The following is a 19,158-nucleotide window of genomic DNA, read 5'->3' as shown; positions in this document are numbered from 1 at the left end:
CGGTCTGCTTAATGAAGCTGCAGCATTAATGCGTCATTATGGTGCTCGGGCAATCTTTTGTAATAATCCGCCATGAAATATTTCAAAAATATTTAAGCCTTGAAATATTTCAGGTTTATCCTTTTAAGTGCGCAATATTTGAAAACAAATATTTGATTTTTATAATTTAAGTTGAAGGATGGCGCGGGCGCGCCGGCAAGAATTAAATGCAATAAAGTATGAAAAACTGCTTTATATGACAGCGCTTTGTCATATAATTGTCACAATTTAATTGAACAATATGGGGATTCTTAAATCCTCCATTCCTGCTTGCATGAATTCTAATCAAACTCCCGTAGATTCAGCACAACCATCGACTGCCGCTAAGAAGTCGACGAATGTTCATGTGCCTACACCGAAATTTTTTATGCCGGTGTTTTTAACCGTTATTATTTCAACGCTTATTTATATTGGATTTCAATTAACTGCTGATTTGGCGCATGTTCCCGCGTTAAGCCTGTATTCCATGATTCTGCTGGGCACAGCTTTGTTCATTGCGCTCGGCTTTGAGTTCGTCAACGGCTTCCATGATACCGCCAATGCGGTCGCTACGGTGATTTACACCAATGCGCTGTCTGCGCCGGTTGCGGTGATGTGGGCAGGCTTCTGCAACTTCCTGGGCGTAATGGTCGCCAGCGGCGCGGTTGCCTACGGCATTATCGCCCTGCTGCCGGTGGAACTGATCATGAATGTCGGTTCCGGCGCAGGCTTTGCCATGGTTTTCGCCATGCTGATCGCTGCCATTTTATGGAACTTGGGCACGTGGTTTTTGGGGATTCCAGCTTCAAGCTCGCATACGCTGATTGGCTCGATCCTTGGCGTCGGCATTATGAACTACCTGCTGAACGCAGGCAGCGGCGCCAGCGGCATTGATATGGAGCAGGTGCTGAAAGTCGGCAAAGCGCTGCTGTTCTCGCCGCTGATCGGCTTTGCATTCGCTGCGCTGCTGTTCCTGCTGGTGAAAAAAGTCTTCAGAAAGCAGCTGGAACTGTTCCAGCCGCCGGAAGGCAACAAGCCGCCGCCGCCGCTGATCCGCGCTATTCTGATTTTCACCTGCACAGGCGTAAGCTTTGCGCACGGTTCAAATGACGGCCAGAAAGGCATGGGCCTGATCATGCTGATTCTGATCGGCTGTGTGCCGCTGGCTTATTCATTGAATAAAAACTTAGATGACAAGCATATTCAGTCTTTCGAGCAGCTGTCCGTGCAAACTGCAGCGGCGGTTTATCCGCAGCATGCGCAGATTGCCGATGAACAAGCCCGTGAAGTCCTGACCAAATACATTCAGACCAAAGAAGTGAATGCTGAAGTTGTTCCCGCTTTGGCAAGCCTGACGGGCCATTTGGGCGAGCGCGTTGCGCAATACGGCGGCGTGGATGAAATTCCTGAAGCGCAAGTTTCGGTGATCCGCAACGACATGTACCTCAGCACGACGGCATTCAAGCGCCTGGATAAAGCGGATCAGCTGCCGGCGATGACGGCTGAGCAGAAGAAAACTGTGAAGGCGTACCGCAGCAATCTGGATTCATTCCTGCAGTACATTCCAACATGGGTGAAAGTTGCGGTTGCTTTGGCATTGGGCTTAGGCACGATGGTCGGCTGGAAGCGCATTGTGGTGACTGTGGGCGAGCGCATTGGCAAAAACCACATGACTTATGGCCAAGGCATGTCGGCTGAGCTGGTGGCGATGTCAACAATTGCAGCGGCTGATGGCCTCGGCATGCCGGTATCCACCACGCATGTCCTGAACAGCGCGGTTGCGGGCACCATGGTGGCGAACAAATCCGGCCTGAATGCGCAAATGGTGCGCACCATTCTGTCGGCATGGGTGTTCACTTTGCCGGCAACCATCTGCCTGTCAGGCGCACTGTACTGGCTGCTGCTGAAAGTCTTCTAAGCATTTGCCTAGATTGCACAGAGATCAAAAAACGCTGCCTTGGCAGCGTTTTTTTATGGATTGGAGAACAGCTTGAGGCTGAAATCATCTTGCGGGTTTACCGCTTTTTCAGCTTGCCCAGCACTTTGTCAAGCGGCAGCTTTTCCGCGGCGAAACCATATACCGCGGCGAAAGGCAGCGCTGTGCGGGCTAAATAGGCGACACGCCATAAGCCGCCGTGATTGGCGCCTTTCATCATCAGCTCCAGCGGATGCGCGAGTTCCACTTCCGGATTGGCCGCCGACTTTGGACTGCGCAAATCATGCACCCACAGCGCCGCCATAATCGCATTGGTAGTTTCCGGCTTGAAGGCTTCCACATCAAACAGGCTGGCGCCGTTAAAGGCCGCTTTCAGCAGCGGGTTTTTCGTCACGGAATGCGTTGTGGTGGATGGCGCAATATTAATGCTGACCCGCTGGCCCTGATGGCGCGCCAGTGTTGCGCGCCACTGCTGAATGCGCTTGGCCAAAGCGTAGTTCGGGCCTTGCTCCACCACCAGGCAGTCGGCAATGCCGTAGTTTTGGCCATTGTCTGAAGCAATCAGGCCGTGCAGGTTTTTTCTGAACAAATTTTGGCGCGAAAGGGCGGAAATGCCGGTGCTGATCAGCTGCTGCGCTTTAGAGCGCTGCGCAAACTTATCGGTGGAGGCCTCAATCACTTCTGCGGGCACGGCATAGACATCGGTCGGGGTGCACATATACATCAGGCTGGTGCCGGCCTTGTGCGCGCTGACATGCTGCATAATCGCATCCATCGCCATGGAAACACGCACATGCTTTTCGCCGTCCAAATAGGCGATAGCGGCCAAATCCAGCTGATCAGGGTTCTGCAGCAGCCACTGCGCAATTTCCGGAATCTGCGTCAGCAGGTTGGCGCCTAACTTTTCCTTCAATACAGCCGCAGGCGTATCTGCAGCAAGCGCTTCCGCGCTTGGCGCATACAGCGTGGCATTGCCTTTGCGGACCGTGTCTAAAATCCGGCCCCAAACGCGGCTGTTCGGCAAATCTACCGCAACAATATTGGCCTTCCATTTGGACAGCCAGGTCAGCGGGCCGGCTTCAGAAGCCGCGCCGAATAACACCATGGTGCGGTCAGACAGGTCGAACCATTCCGGATGGGCGGCCGCTTCCCTCAGGGCATCGGCATGGCTCGGCTCTACAATGCCGGCATCCTGCCATTTCTGAATCTGCGCCAGCAAGGCGTCGCCCCGCAGCTTCTGGCCATGATAGGGCACATGCCATTCCGGCGCTTCAGTACTTTCGCCTTTCAGCTTGATGGTATGCAGCGGCTGCGCGTCCAGCTGCATGACATTTTTCAGCAGATGCTTTTCGCCGTTGCGGAAAAACTCGAAGGTATGGTGCGCTTTATTCAGGCCGGCTTCGGCAATCTGAATCGGCTTGCCGGCGTTCTGAATGCCTTGCTCAACCAGCGCCTTAAAATAGCGCGGGTACTGCTTGCGCCAGTTTTTTTCTGCAGTGGCCTGCAGCGAAGCGCTGTGGTCAACGCTGGCTAAGGCTTCCGCAATAATTTCCCGGCCGGTTTTAGAGGTGCTGGGCTTGTGCTTTTGCGCTGGGTTTGGAAACTGAAGACCGTCTATGGAGCTGGACATGCAAAATATCTCACGTGATCTAATTATTAATATACAGATGTATACATTATCTATGCCAGATCGTTTTCCGGAGTGGCAATAACTTACAAAATTGCATGAACTGCTGAAGAAAATAGCTAGGCAGCTGTCTGGGCGGCATCCAAAGAAAAGCCTTCATATCTGAAGGCTTGCGCATGCATTAGGCTCAGCAGCGGCCCTTTTTGGCCTGTCCAGGCGGGCAGAAGCCGCCATGATCATGCGGGTAATGGCCCCAGTCCGGGTCAACGGTAATGCTGCCTTCCCGGGTATGCACGGCGCATGCGGACAGGGCGCTGAAGCACAGCATGCTGAGCGCCATGATGATTCTTTTCATTGCGGTATCCCTCTTTATATTTATATTTGCGGCTGCGCTTTTATTTTAAGCAATTTGCGTAGGAAGGCGCAGTGAAATTTGCTGCTGCGGCGCAAAGACTGCCCCATAAAGCACTGCATTTACGAACTGTTGCAAAATAAACTGCTGAAAATGGATTGAAATGTGATTTGCATCACACTTATTATAATGGCTAAGAAAAACAAAAAGAACGGGCAGGCTTACTTATGAACAGATCCAATCAGGTATATATCTTCAATGCGCATAAATCAGGCTTCGCCTCCGCGGTTTTTTCCAGCTACCGGCAGGCCGAGGGATGGATCAAGCGGAATTACTTAAGCGGAATTTTGACGGAGTATCCGCTGAATCAAAGCTGCTATGACTGGGCTAAGGCGCATGGCCATTTTAAGGAGCGCTCTGCAATTGACCGCGCGCCGATTTTCATTGCCAAATTTGTTTCGGCTTATCAAAAAAACTGGCATTTTTCGCATGGCCAGCTGATGGAAAGCATAGATGGCTGATGCAGCGCGGCGTATTGGCCAATAAAAAAGATGCCGGCGGCATCTTTTTTTAGCGCGTTTTTGTCTGTCAGATGGCGCTTAAAATGGCATCTGCAGCAGCTTATTGAAGAAATGCGGAAGCAGGCGCGGCTCAATAATAATGGTCATGATCACCCCGTAAGCTGCGCCCCACAGATGCGCGCTGTGATTGACATTGGAATTGCCGCGCTTGCCTGACCAGATGCTGTAGGCAACATACAGCACCGCAAAAATAATGGCTGGAACCGGAATGAAAAATACAAAAATCAGCTTCCACGGCTCAAACAGGATATAGGCAAACAGCACCGCGGAAACCGCGCCGGAAGCGCCTAAGCTGGCCCAGCGCGCATCATTTTTATGCTGCAGGTAGCTGGGAATAATGGCAGCGATCAAGCCGCCCAGATAGAACAGCACAAAGCCCAGGTCATAAAAATACTGGCGGTAAAACGCTTCAATAATGCTGCCGAAAAAGAACAGGGTAATCATATTGAACAGCAGGTGCGTGCCGTCCGCATGCACAAAGCCATGCGTGATGAAGCGGTCAAACTGGCCGCGCTGCATTGCCGGAGGCCAGAAAATCAGGCGGTTCATAATGTTCTGGTTTTGAAAGGCAATGAAGGAAACAATGACCGTAATCAGGATGAGGATAACGGTGTGGTTCAAAGCTGAATCAAGCATAAATTGGCGTTCAAATGAGCAGTATTTGTCGCCCATAATGCCATTAATTTAAGCGTCAGCGGGAACTTTCAGGATAATTCCGACAATTTTGGTTGATTTTTTCGTAATGCACCGCATCTTCAGTTAAAATAGCGGCTTCAGCATGAGGAAATATTGTTATGTCGACTGAGAATACCAGCACTGCAGTTGCAGAAGAGATTCCAAATTTATTGATTACACCCAATGCGCAAGAGTACTTAAAAGACTTGCTGGAAAAACAAAACACGCCGGGCATTGGTGTACGTATTTTTGTAGAACATCCTGGTACACCGCGCGCTGAATGCTGCATGGCTTACAGTGCGCCTGAAGAAGTCGTGCCTACAGATTACAAGCAGGAATATCCTGATTTTCCTGCCTTTGTTGATGCGCCATCTATTCCTTATCTGCTGGATGCAGTCATTGATTACAATAAAGACCGCTTTGGCGGCCAGCTGACGTTCCGCGCGCCGAACTCGAAAGTGCCGCGCGTTGGCCCGGATGCCTCTGTAGAAGAGCGCATTACCTATGTGCTGCAGTCAGAAATCAACCCGGGCTTGGCGGGGCATGGTGGCAACTGCGCACTGGTGAAAGTGGTTGATGACGCTGAACATGGCCTGACCGCCGTGCTTAAATTTGGCGGCGGCTGTCAAGGCTGTTCTGCCATTGATGTGACTTTAAAGCAGGGCGTTGAAACCACTTTAAAGCAGCATGTGCCTGAACTGATGCAGGTGGTGGACGAAACTGACCACAGCCAGGCGGAAGGCGCTTATTTCAAGTAAGCCGGCCTGAATGAAATGAAAATAGCCTCTCAATAGAGGCTATTTTTATATGCATTATCTGTAAAAATAATGAGAATAATTATCAATAGTAATTGCAATATGTTTATCGTTTGTTAAAATCCGCGCATAAATTTACTTTATTTCTCCATTATTTGACTGGGTGTGGGTATGAATAAACAGTTATTGCAATCTGCTTTGGCGCTTTCTGTTGCAGCGGTTATGAGCGCTGCGGCGCAGGCAAAAGATGATGCGCAGCAGCATGCAGCTAAACTGGAAACCATTGTTGTGACTGCGAGCAGTCAGGCTGTAGATGCTAAAGAAGCGCCGGCAAGCATCAGTGTAATTACGCGTGAAGAGATTGAAAAACAGCCCGTAGGCAGTCTGGGCGAGCTGCTCAGCAAAGTTCCCGGTGTAACAGGCGGAATCAGCCCAACGGGCGAGGGTTCAAAAATCAAGCTGCGCGGCTTGCCCGACAACTACACGCTTATTTTGGTGGATGGAAAGCGTATCGGCTCTTCCCGCGATACCAACTACCGTCCGGACTTGGGCCGCCAGGATTTAAACTGGATTACGCCGGATATGATTGAGCGGATTGAAGTTGTCCGCGGCCCAATGTCCTCACTGTATGGTTCTGATGCAATGGGCGGCGTCATTAATATTATTACCAGAAAAATTCCAAGTGTGTGGGGCGACAATGTCACTCTGAACTATACTCAGCCTACAGCGTCTTCAAATTTGGGCTCTTCTTTGCAGACCGGGGTGATGGCGGCCGGCCCTTTAACTGACACGCTGGGCCTGCGCCTGACAGCAGGCATGACTGAACGTGAAGCGGATAAGAAGCGCCAGGCGGGCAAAGGGACGACAGGCGCTCAGGATCAAAACTACAATGCAATGCTGCATTATCAGCCCACAGATAAGCAGACTTTCAGTTTGGAAGTTGGCCATAGCCTGCAGAAAAATAAAAAAGGCTCCAGCATTAATGCAGCGACCGGCGCGGAACAGGAAACCAGCTGGGGAGCAAATGAACTGGAACATAATAGCTACGGCTTATCACATGACGGCGAATGGGCAATTGGCAAGTCCAAGCTGAATGCTTACTACAATGATTATGATTCAAGCGCCAGCAGTTATGCGACCAAGTCAAATGAAATGATTGTTGAAGGCAGCCTGACCATGCCGTTTAAGGCGGCCTTTGATCAGGTCTTAACAGTTGGCGGCCAGTGGAAAAAACAGGAATTGACCAATACCCGCATTATTGGAACTTTGCCTGGCGGAAGCTGGGATGGGCAAAACTACGGCAATCCTAAGGTAGACAATAAAACTTGGGCGTTATTTATTGAGGACAATATTTCACTTCTAGATAACCTTAGCCTGACTTTAGGCAACCGCTTGGATCATGATGATAATTATGGCTCGCATCATAGCCCCCGCGGCTATTTAGTTTATAGCCCTAGCGATGATCTGGTGATTAAAGGCGGGGCGGCGAAAGGCTTCCGCGCGCCGACAGTCAAGGAAGCGTCTCCCGGCGGAGCGACAAGATCCGGCGGCAGGGGCTGCATTGGGCTGAAGGGGAAAACCTGGTATGACGAAAAGGGCGATCCGCATACATATACAAGCGGCGGCTGCTATATGACGGGCAATCCGAATCTGGCGCCGGAAGAAAGCGTCAACTATGAAATTGGGGTAAATTATACCGGTTTTGGCGCAGACTTAGGCGTGACCTTCTTCCATACGGATTTCAAAAACCGGATTGACTATGTGCCTTTAGGCTACTACTACGGCAACTGGTTTACCCGCAATGAAAATACCGGAAAGGCAGTAACCCGCGGCGTGGAAATGGTGGCGGATTTTCCGCTTTCAGAGCGCTTGAAATGGAGCAATAATGCAACGTATTTCTTGAAAGCGGAAAATAAAGATACAGGAGAGGCATTAATTGCAACGCCAAAATTAACAGTGAATTCCGCATTAAGCTGGCAGCCGATTGAGCCATTAAGCGTGGAATTGTCTGCACAGCATTTAGGCAAGCAGTATTTGACCAAAAATACAGCGGATTCAAGCATGCAAAAACGCCATACCGTTATGAATTTATCCAGCAATTATGTTGTAAATGATCAGCTGACGGTCCGCGGCGGCTTTACTAACCTGCTGGATAAGAAGCTGTCCAACGGCAGCAATGAGTATATGGTGGAGCGCCAGAAAGTCTTCGTTGGCGCAACGTTTAAATACTAAAAGAATCAGGGCGGAAGCGCGTTTTCCACCCTGACTGCGTCTACGCCGCCAGCTGTCAGCGTTTCTGTTGAAGCCCTGACAGCCGGCGGAAAATCTGATTCTAATCTAAGGTCAAATCTTTTGCGCAAGCCTATTGCGTTAAAATCCGCTGCGCCTCTTCCGAATAATAAAACAGCTCCAAATGCGCGCGCGCGCGTTCCCGCAAATACTGCGAGCTGATCAGCTGCTGCATCAGCGGATTGAGCAAATCCTGCAGTTCCTGCTGAATTAAAGCTTCATCAATATTCAGGTCGCGCAGCAGCAGGTCAAAAGGGCGCTCCTGATTGCGGATATACCAGGCATACACGCCGTCATGCACCTGCTGCTTCAAATAATCTGATTGGCGGATGTGATCCCAGATTTCATGGCCTAAGCCCACGGTTTCAGGCAAATCCTGCACTTCAATGTAATTTTTCAGCACGGCAACCGGCATGCTTTTGATTTTATGCCAGAGATTGGCCTGAAAATGATACAGCTTATGGTCATCAAAGTGCTGATTCAGCACGTGTTCGCTCATTTGGCTGAACTTCAGGATATTCTTCTGCAGATACCTGCTGACTGCGCTGTCCAGATTGGTGTCGGTGACATTTTCCAGCACCGATTTGCCCATTTTCATAAAGCGCGAAACGCCGGGCACGCTTTTGGCAATCACCGAATTATCCGCATAATCCTGAATGGCGTGCTGAATCAGCTGGGTGATCATGGCGGAAAAAGCCGGGTTATTGACCACGGCCTTAATCAGGCGCTGGCGGTGGCCGCTTTTGCTGGCCACGTACTGCGCAATTTTATCCACGGTCAGAACCGGAATAATATCGGCAATTGCCGTGCTGTCATTTGCCGGGTGGATCAGCGAGAATTTAATATGCTCGGCAATTTGCCCGGTCAGAAAACTGCTGGCAGGAGTTTGCAGAATCTGCTTCTGAATCAGCGCATTAATCTGTTCAAAGCTCCACAGCTGCTGCAGGGGCTGCTTTCTGAACCAGTGATAAAAGCTTAAAAACTCGCTCTGAAGCGTATCCGCCTGAGCAAAGTTCCGGTCTAAAAAATTAAGCTGAGCGTCAATCAGGCGCTCTATCATCGGGTTCTTCTGCATGCTGTCCTTGAAAGCTAAGCTGATTTAAAACTTAGCTGATCAGTTTAAAGGGATAAGTTTATCCGCAAGCGGGTTTTTAAACTTTTGGCTTTTTGCAAGGAAAGGCAGGTAATGATCCGCGACCTCCCGCTCAGCCTCTAAAATCGGCATATGGCCGACATTGTTAAGGATGACAGGAGCCTCTGCGCGTTTCAATAAGGATTTCAGCTCATTTGCGGCTTCAACATTAATGATTTTGTCCTGCCTGCCCCAGAGAATCAGGGTAGGCGCTTCAACCGCTTGGGTCAGGCGGGCAAAGCTGTCCGGAGTATAAATCCGGTTCATCGCCACCACCTGATCAATCATTTTGCTGGTTTGATCTGACTGCGCGATCAGCAGCTTTTCCTGCGCCTGCTTCAGCTTAAAAGGCATCGCCGGCGGGCGCTGCATCAGCTGATGCATCACTTCGTCTAAATCGCCCGGCTTGGAAACAATCAGATGCTTTAAGGCATAGGGGTTTTTGGAATAAGTAGTCGTGGCCTGCCTGTAAATGCCGGCGCTGTTCAGCAGAAACAGGCTTTGCGTGTCAAAAGGGTACTGCGCGGCGTAAACCGTGGCAATCGAGCCGCCCAGCGAATGCCCGGCAATATTCAGCCGGTCTTCAATCTCAATTTTTTCGGCGAACTGGCGCAGCTGCTCGGTGACATTCGGTACGGAAACATCGAAATTGGCCGGCACCCGGGTATCGCCATTGGTCGGCAAGTCCGGAATGATGACGTGGTAATACGGCGTCAGGTAGTGCGCCACGCGGTTCCAGTTGTCGCGGCTTCCCGCAAGGCCGTGAATCAGCAAAATGGAAGGGTTGGCGCGGGAGCCGCCTTCGCTGTAGCTCCAGGCCACATTGCCGACCTGCACGGTCTTAGCCGTCAGCCCGGCCGCCTTGCGCTCCTGAAGCAGGTGGTTGAGCAGAATCTGCGGCGGAATCACGGCGGGCGGTAGCGCGCTGTCCGCATCTGCAAAGCTGGGCTTGCCTAAGAGCAGCAGGCAGCTGAGGCAGCCCAGTTTCAGCGCGCGGCTGAGTGTCGAATGCAATCCTTTCATTGACTGGCTTGATCCCTAAATACAGCTTGAATGTGTTATGGCGTTTATTGAGCAATGGCCTGCGCGGGAACATCTGGCTTAGGGCAGGCGCTTTGGAAGATATTGTAGTCCAAATGGCAGGCTTGTCACGTTAAGCTTTTTTGACCCAGTTAGTTCAGATTGCATGAAATGTGAACTGCGCCTTGAAAACTGAGGCAATTTTCATAGAAAAAGATTTATGCATTGGCATTTTACGCCGTTCTGAGCGCGCCAGCCGTGGCGCAAAGCGCAGCCCGGCGGCGCGCCGCTTGAAAACAAAAGCCAGGAAAAAACGCTCTGAGAAAAACTTGCCAGCGAATGTTTTGCAAGTGACATTCCCCAGACGGCGCATTAAAATGTGAAAACTTCAAATAAGGATGGAAGAACATGCTAACAGCAGAAGAAGCTTTAGATCGTTTAAAAAAAGGCAACGAACGTTTTGTTAATGGTCAAACCAAGCATCTTACGCTTTTGACGCATCAGCAGCGGGCGGAAATGGCGGAAAGCCAAGAGCCGTTTGCGATTGTGCTGGGCTGTTCAGACTCGCGCGTGCCGGCGGAAATGGTTTTTGACCAGGGCTTGGGCGACCTGTTTGTGATCCGCGTTGCGGGCAATATTGTTGCGCCGTCACAGGTCGGCAGCGTGGAATTCGCCGCTGACAGCTTCGGCTGCCCTCTGGTGATTGTTCTGGGACATACCCACTGCGGCGCGATTCATTCAACCATCGAAGCGCTGATGAATCCTGCTTCGCCGCCTTCGGCAAATCTGATGTCGATTGTGAACCGCGTGCGCCCATCCGTTGAAATTTTACTGCAGACCGAACTGAAAGATGATCTGGAAAAATTATCTGTTCATGCGGTGCGCTCCAATGTCTTCGCTTCCGTCAACCAGCTGCGCCACGGTTCAGCGGTGCTGGAAAACCTGATTGCCAAAGGCAAGCTGAAAGTGGTTGGCGCAGAATATTCACTGGAAACCGGCGAAGTAACTTTCTACGATTTCTAAGCTGATTTTCCGGCAGATCCTTCCTATCAGAGTTGTGCAGGGCGCTTTTTATAAAGCGCCCTTCGCTTTTTTATAAGCTGCTTTTGATGTAGGGATAGGCATTGTTCAATAAAATCGGCTGCGCCTTGGCATTCGGATGAATCAGATCATTCTGCATCAGGCTTCTGTTGCCTGCGACGCCTTCCATAAAGAACGGCAGCAGCTTCACGCGGTACTGCAGGCTAACGGTCCGGTAACTGCTTTCAAAAGCGCTGCTGTAGGCCGTGCCGTAATTGGGCGGAATCTTCATGCCGAAGACCACCACTTTGGCTTTGGCCTGCTGGCTTTTTTCAATCAGCTGCGCCAGATTTTTCTGAATCATCTGCGGCGGCTGGCCGCGCAGGCCGTCATTGCCTCCCAGCTCAATCACCACCACATGCGGCCGATGGGCCTGCAGCAGTTTCGGCAGGCGCGCCAGAGCGCCGCTGGTGGTTTCGCCGCTGACGCTTGCATTGACCACTTTATGCTGTTTCGGATACTGTTGCTCTAAGCGTTTCTGCAGCAGATGCGCCCAGCCCTGCTGCGGCTGCAGCCCATAGCCTGCGCTTAAGCTGTCGCCGACAATCATAATGGTTTTGGCGCAGGCCAGCATGGGCGCAAGGCACAGGCCCAGCGCCGCCAGGCGGAGAAGGGCGCGGAGTTTTTGACCGCGGCGCTGCATATGATTTTGCATACGATTCTGCATAGAGGGAAGCTATGACCCAATTGATGACTGAGCCATCCATCATGCCACAGGCGATTATTTCTGCACAGCAGTTGACGCAAAAGATCCAGCTTGCGGATAAAGAGCTGCGCATTTTTGAAAATTTGAACCTGCAGATTCATGCAGGCGAGCAGGTCGCGATTACCGGGCGCTCCGGTTCCGGAAAATCCACCCTGCTGGGGATTCTAGCCACGCTGGATCAGGCCAGTTCGGGGCATTTGCAGGTCTGCGGAGAAGCCATTGAGCAGCTGAATGAAGAGCAGCGCGCTGCTGTGCGCTTAAAGCATATCGGCTTTGTGTTTCAGTCCTTTCAGCTGCTGCCGCATCTCAGCGCGCTGGAAAATGTCATGCTGCCTTTGCGCCTGCAGGCGCATTTCAATTATGCGGAAGCGGAGCGCAAAGCCCTGGCGCTGCTGGCCAAAGTCGGGCTGGAGCGCCAGGCTGCGCAAACGCCGAAAGTGCTGTCCGGCGGCGAGCAGCAGCGGGTGGCGATTGCCCGCGCGCTGATCAGCCAGCCGCAGATTATTTTTGCCGATGAGCCGACCGGCAATCTGGATGGCGCAACCGCCAGGGAAATTGAACAGCTGCTGTTTCAGCTGAACCGCGAATTGGGCACCACGCTGATTTTAGTCACCCATGATCCGCAGCTGGCGGCCCAGTGCCAGCGCCATTATGAACTGGCCGATGGCCAGCTGACTGAGCATCTGCAGAGGGCATGAGATGAACGCGCTGTTCCGTCCGTTATTAACGCAAAGCTTTAAAAGCACCGGGGTTTATCTGCTGATTATCGCCCTGACCCTGGCCATCAGCGCGACCACTGCGCTGAAGTTCAGCAATGCGCAGATTCAGAACGCGGTAGCTCTGCAGGCGGCTGAAATGCTGGCGGGAGACTTGGTGCTGAGCGACAGCGCGCCGCTTGCCCAGTCATGGAAAGATCAGGCGTCGCAGCTGCAGCTGAAGCAGAGCGAAGTGACGATGTTCGGCTCGATGGCGCATACCTCAGATCAGTTTGTCATGGTCAATGTCAAAGCCATTGACGGGTCTTTTCCATTGCGCGGCGATCTGCGCCTGCAGCCGGCGGCGCAGCGGATTCAATCCGGCGAAGTCTGGCTGAGCCAGCGCGCGATGGATCTGCTGCAGGTGAAAATCGGCGATGCGCTGCATATTGCCGATGGCGCCTTCAAGGTCACAGCCAAGATTGCGCATGACTCCAATCAGGAACTGGGCTTCAGCGGCTTTTCCCCGACGGTGATCATTTCCCGGCAGGATGTCGCTAAGACCCATGCGGTGCAGGCCGGCAGCCGCATTGAATACCGCCTGCTGCTGGCGGGAGAGGCTGAAAATACCCGGCAGTTTGAACAGCGGTTTAAGCAGCTGCGCCATCCCGAAGCGGGCGCCAAAACAAAGCTGGCGGATGAACCGGCGGCGGATGAGCAGAGCAGCCTGCGCTTAAGAAACGCCAGTGAAGGCAATACCCGCCTGATGAAGCCGATAGCCAATTTGGATACCTTCCTGCAGCTGGCGAATATTTTGACCATTCTGCTTTGCGGCATTGCGATTGCCTTAAGCAGCCAGCGCTATGTGCAGCAGAATCAGGATCATATCGCGCTGATGCGCTGCATGGGCGCGTCCAGGCAGCAGATTCTCCGGGCTTATCTGGCGCTGCTGGCGGCGGTCTTTGCAATTGCCATGCTGATCGGCAGCCTGTTCGGCATTGGGCTGGGCTATGGCCTGCTTCAGCTGATGCTGCAGCTGATTCCGCATTTGAATGTGGCTTTTTCCGCCAGCGCGATGCTGCTGGGGCCATTGCCGGTGGCCATGCTGACCAGCGCCGCGGTGCTGCTGGGCTTTGTCTTGCCGAGCCTTTGGCAGCTGCTGAATACCCCGCCGATCCGGGTCATCCGCCAGCAGGAAAAGCCGCTGCAGTCCATGCTGTGGATGCTGCTGGCCGGCACCGCCAGCCTGGCGCTGTTCAGCGCGGTGCTGACTGAAAACCTGGCGCTGACCGCAGCAGTGATGGGCGCAATTATTGCGCTGTGCGCGGCGCTTTACCTGCTGGTCTGGACTGTGCTGAAGTTTATCCGCAGCCTGAAGACCGGGCTTTCCGCCTATGTGCGCACGCCGTATCAGACTGCATTTCAGATTACCGCGCTGGCTTTGGGCCTGAGCCTGATTACGGTGCTGGCGGTGCTGCGCACCGACTTGCTGGAGCGCTGGCAGCAGCAGCTGCCGGCAGGCACGCCGAATCAGTTTGTTTACAGCCTGCCGCCCTTGGACATGCCCGCATTCAGGCAGCAGCTGGACGCGCACGGCTGGACAGGCACGCCGCTGTATCCCAACGTGCGCGGGCGCCTGGTGGCGAAGAATGATCAGCCTTTTGCCGAAGCGCTGGTGCAGGGCAATAATTCGCTGCGTCGTGAATTGAATTTGACTCAGGCGGCATCCTATCCGGCAGACAATAAAATCCTCAGTGGTGCGGCCGAATTCAGCCGGAGCGGCCAAGTCTCGGTCGAGGCGGAAACCGCCGCGCAGCTGGGCATTCAAATCGGCGACCGGCTGACCTTCAGCCTGCCTGAAGGCCCGCTGCAGGCGCAGGTGGTTAACCTGCGCAGCGTGGAGTGGGAAAGCTTCAGCCCGAATTTCTTCTTTATTTTTTCACCGCAGACCATGGATGAAAATGCCGGCAGCTATCTGGGCAGCTTTTATGTGCCGGATGCAGAAAAGCCGCAGCTGATTGCGCTGATTCAGCAGTTTTCCAATACCGTATTTATTGATGTCAGCCTGATTCTGGATGAAATCAAGCGCATTGTCAGCCTGCTGGTGCAGATCGTCAGCATTTTAGCGGCGTTGGTGGCGCTGTCCGGCATTTTGGTGCTGGCCGCCTGCCTGAATCTTCTGATGGATGAGCGCAAGCGCGAAGTGGCTTTGCTGCGCGCATTCGGCAGCTCCAGGCAGAAAATGAAGCGCATGCTGAGCATGGAAATCGGCTTCATGGGCCTGATTGCAGGCTTGGTGTCTTGTCTGTTTGCGGAAGTGATCAGCGCCGTCGCCAGCTATAAAATGGAGCTGGCGGTGCAGCTGCATGGCGGAATCTGGCTGATTCTGCCGCCGCTGATGGCGCTGCTGTGCGCGCTGATAGGCCGTTACCGCCTGAGCTATCTCTGCGATATTCCGCCGCTGCAGAGCCTGCGCGAGATGAATCAGTAGCTTCACCGCAGCGCTGAGTTCCGGCTTATCCGGCAGCGCGGTTCATCCATTCAATCAGCTCCTGCCAAAGCGGGGCAATGTGCGCCACCAGCGACAGGCAGTATTGATAAATGAACCAGCAGGCGGCCAGGCCCAGCAGCAGGCTGGCCAGGTTGACCATTGGCGCGCGCTGAATCTTCTGCCCGAAATACCAGGCGGCAGCCAGAAAAGCCCCCATGAGCATGCCGCCGATATGGGCTGCGTTGTTGATGCCGCTGATCATAAAGCCCATCGCCAGGTTGATGGCCATCACGCTGACCAAAGTTTTTTTGTCCAGCAGAAAGCGCTGCTGCGGCAGCACCGGCAGCAGCGACAGCACCGTAAGGGCAGCGCCCAGGCCCATCACTGCGCCCGATGCGCCGGCGCCGACGCTCGGCAGCAGCTCGCGGCTGGCTTCGCCGGTGCGGAGCAGCTCATATGTGTCCTGAATCGACACATAGCCGCTGAGCAGGGAACCGCTGATGCCGGCCAGAAAATACAGGCCGATGAAATACATGCGTCCCAGCATCTGTTCGGCAATGCTGCCGAAAATATACAGCGCCCACATATTCAGCATGAGGTGGATCAGGCCGAAATGAAAAAACATGCTGGTGAACAGGCGGACGGGTTCCGCTAAAAAGCTTAAAGGTGCATAATCAGCACCCCAGCGGATCGCATCGGCAGTGCTTGGATTGCTGATGTCCATGCCATGCAGGACTTGCCACGCAAACAGCCCGATATTGACGGCAATCAGCAGGGCAGTGAACCACCACAGCTGAATTTCAAGTTTAGTGTTTACTTGAGGAGGTGAAAGTTCTGGCATGCTATTCTTTTGCGGTGATTATTCGTTTAATAACAAGCTTAACATGAAAAAACAGATTTTCCGGAGCAGCCGACTGACATGAAAGCCTTTCTTGCCCGCACTTTATTAATTCTGGTCAGTCTGGCGCTTTTGGTGCAATTGTGGATTTTCGCCAGCCTGGCCTGGTGGCGCACTCATCCTGTAGATACCACCATGATGATGCGCCTGGACTACTGGTCAGATCCGTCTGAGCCGATTAAGCATGAATGGCGCGATTACAGCCAGATCAGCGATTACATGAAGCATGCCGTAGTGGCGGCCGAGGACGGCAAGTTCCTGCAGCACAATGGCTTTGACTGGGAAGGCATGCAGTTTGCGCTGGAGCGCAATAAAGATCAGGGCAAAGTGGTGGCGGGCGGCTCCACGATTTCGCAGCAGCTGGCCAAGAACCTGTTTTTATACAATAAGCGCTCATTTCTGCGCAAAGGCCAGGAAGCTGTTGCGACCTGGATGATGGAGCGCATGTGGTCGAAAGAGCGGATTCTGGAAGTGTATTTGAACTCGGTGGAATTCGGCGATAATATTTACGGCGTCGAAGCGGCGACGCAGCACTATTTCGGCAAAAGCTCGCGCAGCCTGAGCCGCGAGCAGGCGGCGTTTCTGGCGGCGATTCTGCCTAATCCAAAGTATTATCAGGAGCACCGCGCTGACCGCAAGCTGCAGTACCGCAAGCGCATGATCCAGCGCTATATGCGCTACAGCCGCATTCCCTGACACATGCCGCTGTGCGGGTAAAAAAAGCCTCAAAATTCAGGCTTTTTTTTATGAAATTGTCACAAATTTGAAGCATACTTGTGGCCATGCACCGCACTTTTAAAAAGCATAGGTTAGATATGAATACGGCAGCTGAAACTCCGCCTGCACAAACTGAATATACTTATAATGACCGCTATATCAATCGCGAACTGTCGATTTTAGATTTCCACCTGCGCGTACTGGAGCAGGCGGTCGATCCGCTGCATCCTTTGCTGGAGCGCATGAACTTCCTGCTGATTTTCTCACGCAATCTGGATGAGTTCTTTGAAATCCGTGTGGCGGGCGTCATGGAACAGCTGGACTTAGGCAATGAAAGCCGCAGCCCGGACGGCCTGACGCCAAAGCAGGTGCTGGATCAGATTTCAGAAACTGCGCATGCCGCCATTGAGCGCCAGTACCGCATCCTTAATCAGGAAATTTTAAACAAGCTGCGCGAAGAAGACATCTGCTTCCTGCGCCGCGGCGAACTGACGCCTGCGCAGTCGGCATGGGTGAAAAAATATTTTCAGGAGCAGGTGGCGCCGGTTCTTACCCCCATCAGCCTGGACCCCGCGCATCCGTTCCCGCGCCTGGTCAATAAAAGCCTGAACTTTATTGTGACGCTGGAGGGCAAGGACGCCTTTGGCCGGCAGATTGACCTGGCGGTCGTGCCTGCGCCGCGCTCATTGCCGCGCGTGGTGCGACTGCCGGATGAGCTGACCGGCGGCAAAGAGCATCATGTGATGCTGTCCGCGATTATCCATGAGCATGTGTCTGACCTTTTCCCGGGCATGACCGCAACCGGCTGCTACCAGTTCCGCGTGACGCGCAATGCCGACTTGGCTTTAAATGAAGATGTTGAAGACTTGGCCAAGGCGCTGAAAGGCGAATTAAGCTCGCGCCGCTTTGGCCGCGCGGTGCGCCTGGAAGTGACGCACAACTGCCCGAAGCATATTTACGACTACCTGCTGGATGAGTTCGATCTGGACGAAGAGCAGCTGTACAAGGTCGATGGCCCGGTCAATCTGGCGCGCCTGCTGTCCAATTTCAAGCGCCCGCATTTGCGCTACGACTCGCATACGCCGGTCATTCCCAAGGTACTGAAAAAATCTGAAAACATTTTCAGCGCCATGCAGAAGCAGGACATCCTGCTGCATCATCCTTATGAATCCTTTGCGCCGGTGATCAACCTGCTGCGCGAAGCGGCGCGCGACCCGCAGGTGCTGGCGATTAAGCAGACCCTGTACCGCAGCGGCGCAGATTCTGAAATTGTGCAGGTGCTGGCCGAAGCGGCCCGCAACGGCAAGGAAGTGACCGCGGTGATTGAGCTGCGTGCGCGCTTCGATGAAGAGTCCAATATTGCGGTGGCCAATGTGCTGCAGGAAGCCGGCGCAGTGGTGGTTTACGGCATTGTCGGCTATAAAACCCATGCCAAAATGATTCTGGTGGTGCGCCGCGAGAACAATAAGCTGGTGCGCTACGTGCATTTGGGCACAGGCAACTATCATGCTGGCAATGCGCGGATTTATACTGACTACGGCCTGCTCACCACCGACAAAGAGCTGTGTGAAGATGTGCACCGCATTTTTCAGGAGCTGACCGGCATGGGTAAAATGGCCAAGCTGAAAAAGCTGCTGCATGCGCCTTTTACCCTGCATGCGCAACTGATCAATTTTATTGATGATGAAATTGCCAATGCCAAAGCCGGCAAGCCGGCGCAGATTATTGTCAAAGTCAATGCGCTGACCGAAATGCAGCTGATCAATAAGCTGTATGAGGCATCGCAAGCCGGTGTGCAGATTGACCTGATCATCCGCTCCATCTGCTGCCTGCGCCCGGGCCTGCCGGGGCTGTCGGAAAATATCCGCGTGCGCTCAATTGTCGGGCGCTTCCTTGAGCATACCCGTGTGTATTACTTCGGCAACAACGGCGATGCGCGCATTTACTGCTCAAGCGCGGACTGGATGGACCGCAACCTGTTCAACCGTGTGGAAGCCTGCTTCCCGATTGAAGATCCGGCCCTGAAGAAGCGCATTTACCAGCAGGGCCTGCTGAACTATATGCAGGACAATCAGCAGTCCTGGCTGCTGCAGGGCGATGGCACATGGGTGCGCGTGCAGGCTGTGGAAGGCGAAGCGCCGCATAACTCGCAGCGCCTGCTGCTGGAACTGATTAAGTGATCCGGC

General features: G+C 53.1%; 16 protein-coding genes. 9 read left to right on the top strand and 7 right to left on the bottom strand.

What is annotated here, in order from left to right:
• The first annotated feature begins 313 nt into the window (after positions 1-313).
• Entirely contained in the window at positions 314-1,936 is a 1,623-nt protein-coding gene (locus BEN74_RS07025; RefSeq protein ID WP_068907341.1) for an inorganic phosphate transporter, read from the top strand.
• 97 nt (positions 1,937-2,033) lie between these two features.
• Here BEN74_RS07025 and BEN74_RS07020 read toward each other — a convergent pair whose 3' ends face one another.
• Both BEN74_RS07020 and BEN74_RS19390 read right to left on the bottom strand, forming a co-directional pair.
• A complete protein-coding gene (locus BEN74_RS07020) occupies positions 2,034-3,584 on the bottom strand; it encodes a hypothetical protein (RefSeq protein WP_068907343.1) in 1,551 nt (516 codons plus the stop codon).
• A gap of 184 nt (positions 3,585-3,768) precedes the next feature.
• Complete coding sequence (locus BEN74_RS19390) at positions 3,769-3,936, bottom strand: hypothetical protein (protein WP_086374317.1); 168 nt, start codon at positions 3,934-3,936, stop codon at positions 3,769-3,771.
• 224 nt (positions 3,937-4,160) lie between these two features.
• Between BEN74_RS19390 and BEN74_RS07015 the strand changes: the two genes are divergently transcribed.
• On the top strand, positions 4,161-4,454 hold the full coding sequence (locus BEN74_RS07015; protein WP_068907346.1) for a hypothetical protein: 294 nt from the start codon (positions 4,161-4,163) through the stop codon (positions 4,452-4,454).
• A 78-nt stretch (positions 4,455-4,532) separates the two neighbouring features.
• Here the strand turns inward: BEN74_RS07015 and BEN74_RS07010 are convergent, their stop codons facing one another.
• Complete coding sequence (locus BEN74_RS07010; protein WP_068907462.1) at positions 4,533-5,150, bottom strand: rhomboid family intramembrane serine protease; 618 nt, start codon at positions 5,148-5,150, stop codon at positions 4,533-4,535.
• Between the two features lie 158 nt (positions 5,151-5,308).
• Between BEN74_RS07010 and nfuA the strand changes: the two genes are divergently transcribed.
• Both nfuA and BEN74_RS07000 read left to right on the top strand, forming a co-directional pair.
• Positions 5,309-5,947 (top strand): Fe-S biogenesis protein NfuA, encoded by a 639-nt coding sequence (gene nfuA, locus BEN74_RS07005; RefSeq protein WP_068907348.1) that lies wholly within the window; start codon positions 5,309-5,311, stop codon positions 5,945-5,947.
• A gap of 168 nt (positions 5,948-6,115) precedes the next feature.
• Positions 6,116-8,176, top strand: coding sequence for a TonB-dependent receptor domain-containing protein (locus BEN74_RS07000; protein WP_068907350.1), 2,061 nt, complete (start codon positions 6,116-6,118; stop codon positions 8,174-8,176).
• Between the two features lie 130 nt (positions 8,177-8,306).
• Here the strand turns inward: BEN74_RS07000 and BEN74_RS06995 are convergent, their stop codons facing one another.
• The gene (locus tag BEN74_RS06995; RefSeq protein WP_068907352.1) at positions 8,307-9,308 is read right to left on the bottom strand and encodes a hypothetical protein; all 1,002 of its coding nucleotides are present in this window, start codon (positions 9,306-9,308) and stop codon (positions 8,307-8,309) included.
• A gap of 39 nt (positions 9,309-9,347) precedes the next feature.
• Positions 9,348-10,388, bottom strand: coding sequence for an alpha/beta fold hydrolase (locus tag BEN74_RS06990; RefSeq protein ID WP_068907355.1), 1,041 nt, complete (start codon positions 10,386-10,388; stop codon positions 9,348-9,350).
• Positions 10,389-10,793: 405 nt separating this feature from the next.
• On the opposite strand from BEN74_RS06990, the gene BEN74_RS06980 reads away from it, so the two are divergent.
• Entirely contained in the window at positions 10,794-11,408 is a 615-nt protein-coding gene (locus BEN74_RS06980; protein ID WP_068907360.1) for a carbonic anhydrase, read from the top strand.
• Between the two features lie 70 nt (positions 11,409-11,478).
• On the opposite strand, the gene BEN74_RS06975 is transcribed toward BEN74_RS06980, so the two are convergent.
• Positions 11,479-12,108, bottom strand: a complete 630-nt coding sequence (locus tag BEN74_RS06975; protein WP_068907464.1) for an arylesterase — start codon at positions 12,106-12,108, stop codon at positions 11,479-11,481.
• A gap of 35 nt (positions 12,109-12,143) precedes the next feature.
• Here BEN74_RS06975 and BEN74_RS06970 point away from each other — a divergent pair, with 35 nt between their 5' ends.
• Positions 12,144-12,869 carry an ABC transporter ATP-binding protein gene (locus BEN74_RS06970; protein WP_068907362.1) on the top strand — a complete coding sequence of 242 codons (726 nt, stop codon included), beginning with the start codon at positions 12,144-12,146 and terminating at the stop codon, positions 12,867-12,869.
• A 1-nt stretch (position 12,870) separates the two neighbouring features.
• The gene (locus BEN74_RS06965) at positions 12,871-15,357 is read left to right on the top strand and encodes an ABC transporter permease (RefSeq protein ID WP_068907364.1); all 2,487 of its coding nucleotides are present in this window, start codon (positions 12,871-12,873) and stop codon (positions 15,355-15,357) included.
• A 25-nt stretch (positions 15,358-15,382) separates the two neighbouring features.
• Here BEN74_RS06965 and BEN74_RS06960 read toward each other — a convergent pair whose 3' ends face one another.
• A complete protein-coding gene (locus BEN74_RS06960) occupies positions 15,383-16,198 on the bottom strand; it encodes a rhomboid family intramembrane serine protease (RefSeq protein WP_068907367.1) in 816 nt (271 codons plus the stop codon).
• 78 nt (positions 16,199-16,276) lie between these two features.
• Here BEN74_RS06960 and mtgA point away from each other — a divergent pair, with 78 nt between their 5' ends.
• Together mtgA and ppk1 are read left to right on the top strand one after the other, a co-directional pair.
• On the top strand, positions 16,277-16,951 hold the full coding sequence (gene mtgA / locus BEN74_RS06955) for a monofunctional biosynthetic peptidoglycan transglycosylase (RefSeq protein ID WP_068907370.1): 675 nt from the start codon (positions 16,277-16,279) through the stop codon (positions 16,949-16,951).
• A gap of 119 nt (positions 16,952-17,070) precedes the next feature.
• Positions 17,071-19,152: a polyphosphate kinase 1 gene (gene ppk1, locus BEN74_RS06950; protein WP_068907372.1), complete on the top strand. Its 2,082-nt coding sequence runs from the start codon at positions 17,071-17,073 to the stop codon at positions 19,150-19,152.
• Positions 19,153-19,158: the final 6 nt, after the last annotated feature.

This window comes from Acinetobacter sp. WCHAc010034 (assembly GCF_001696615.3).
Lineage (GTDB): Bacteria > Pseudomonadota > Gammaproteobacteria > Pseudomonadales > Moraxellaceae > Acinetobacter.
This window is presented reverse-complemented; position numbering and strand designations above follow the sequence as displayed.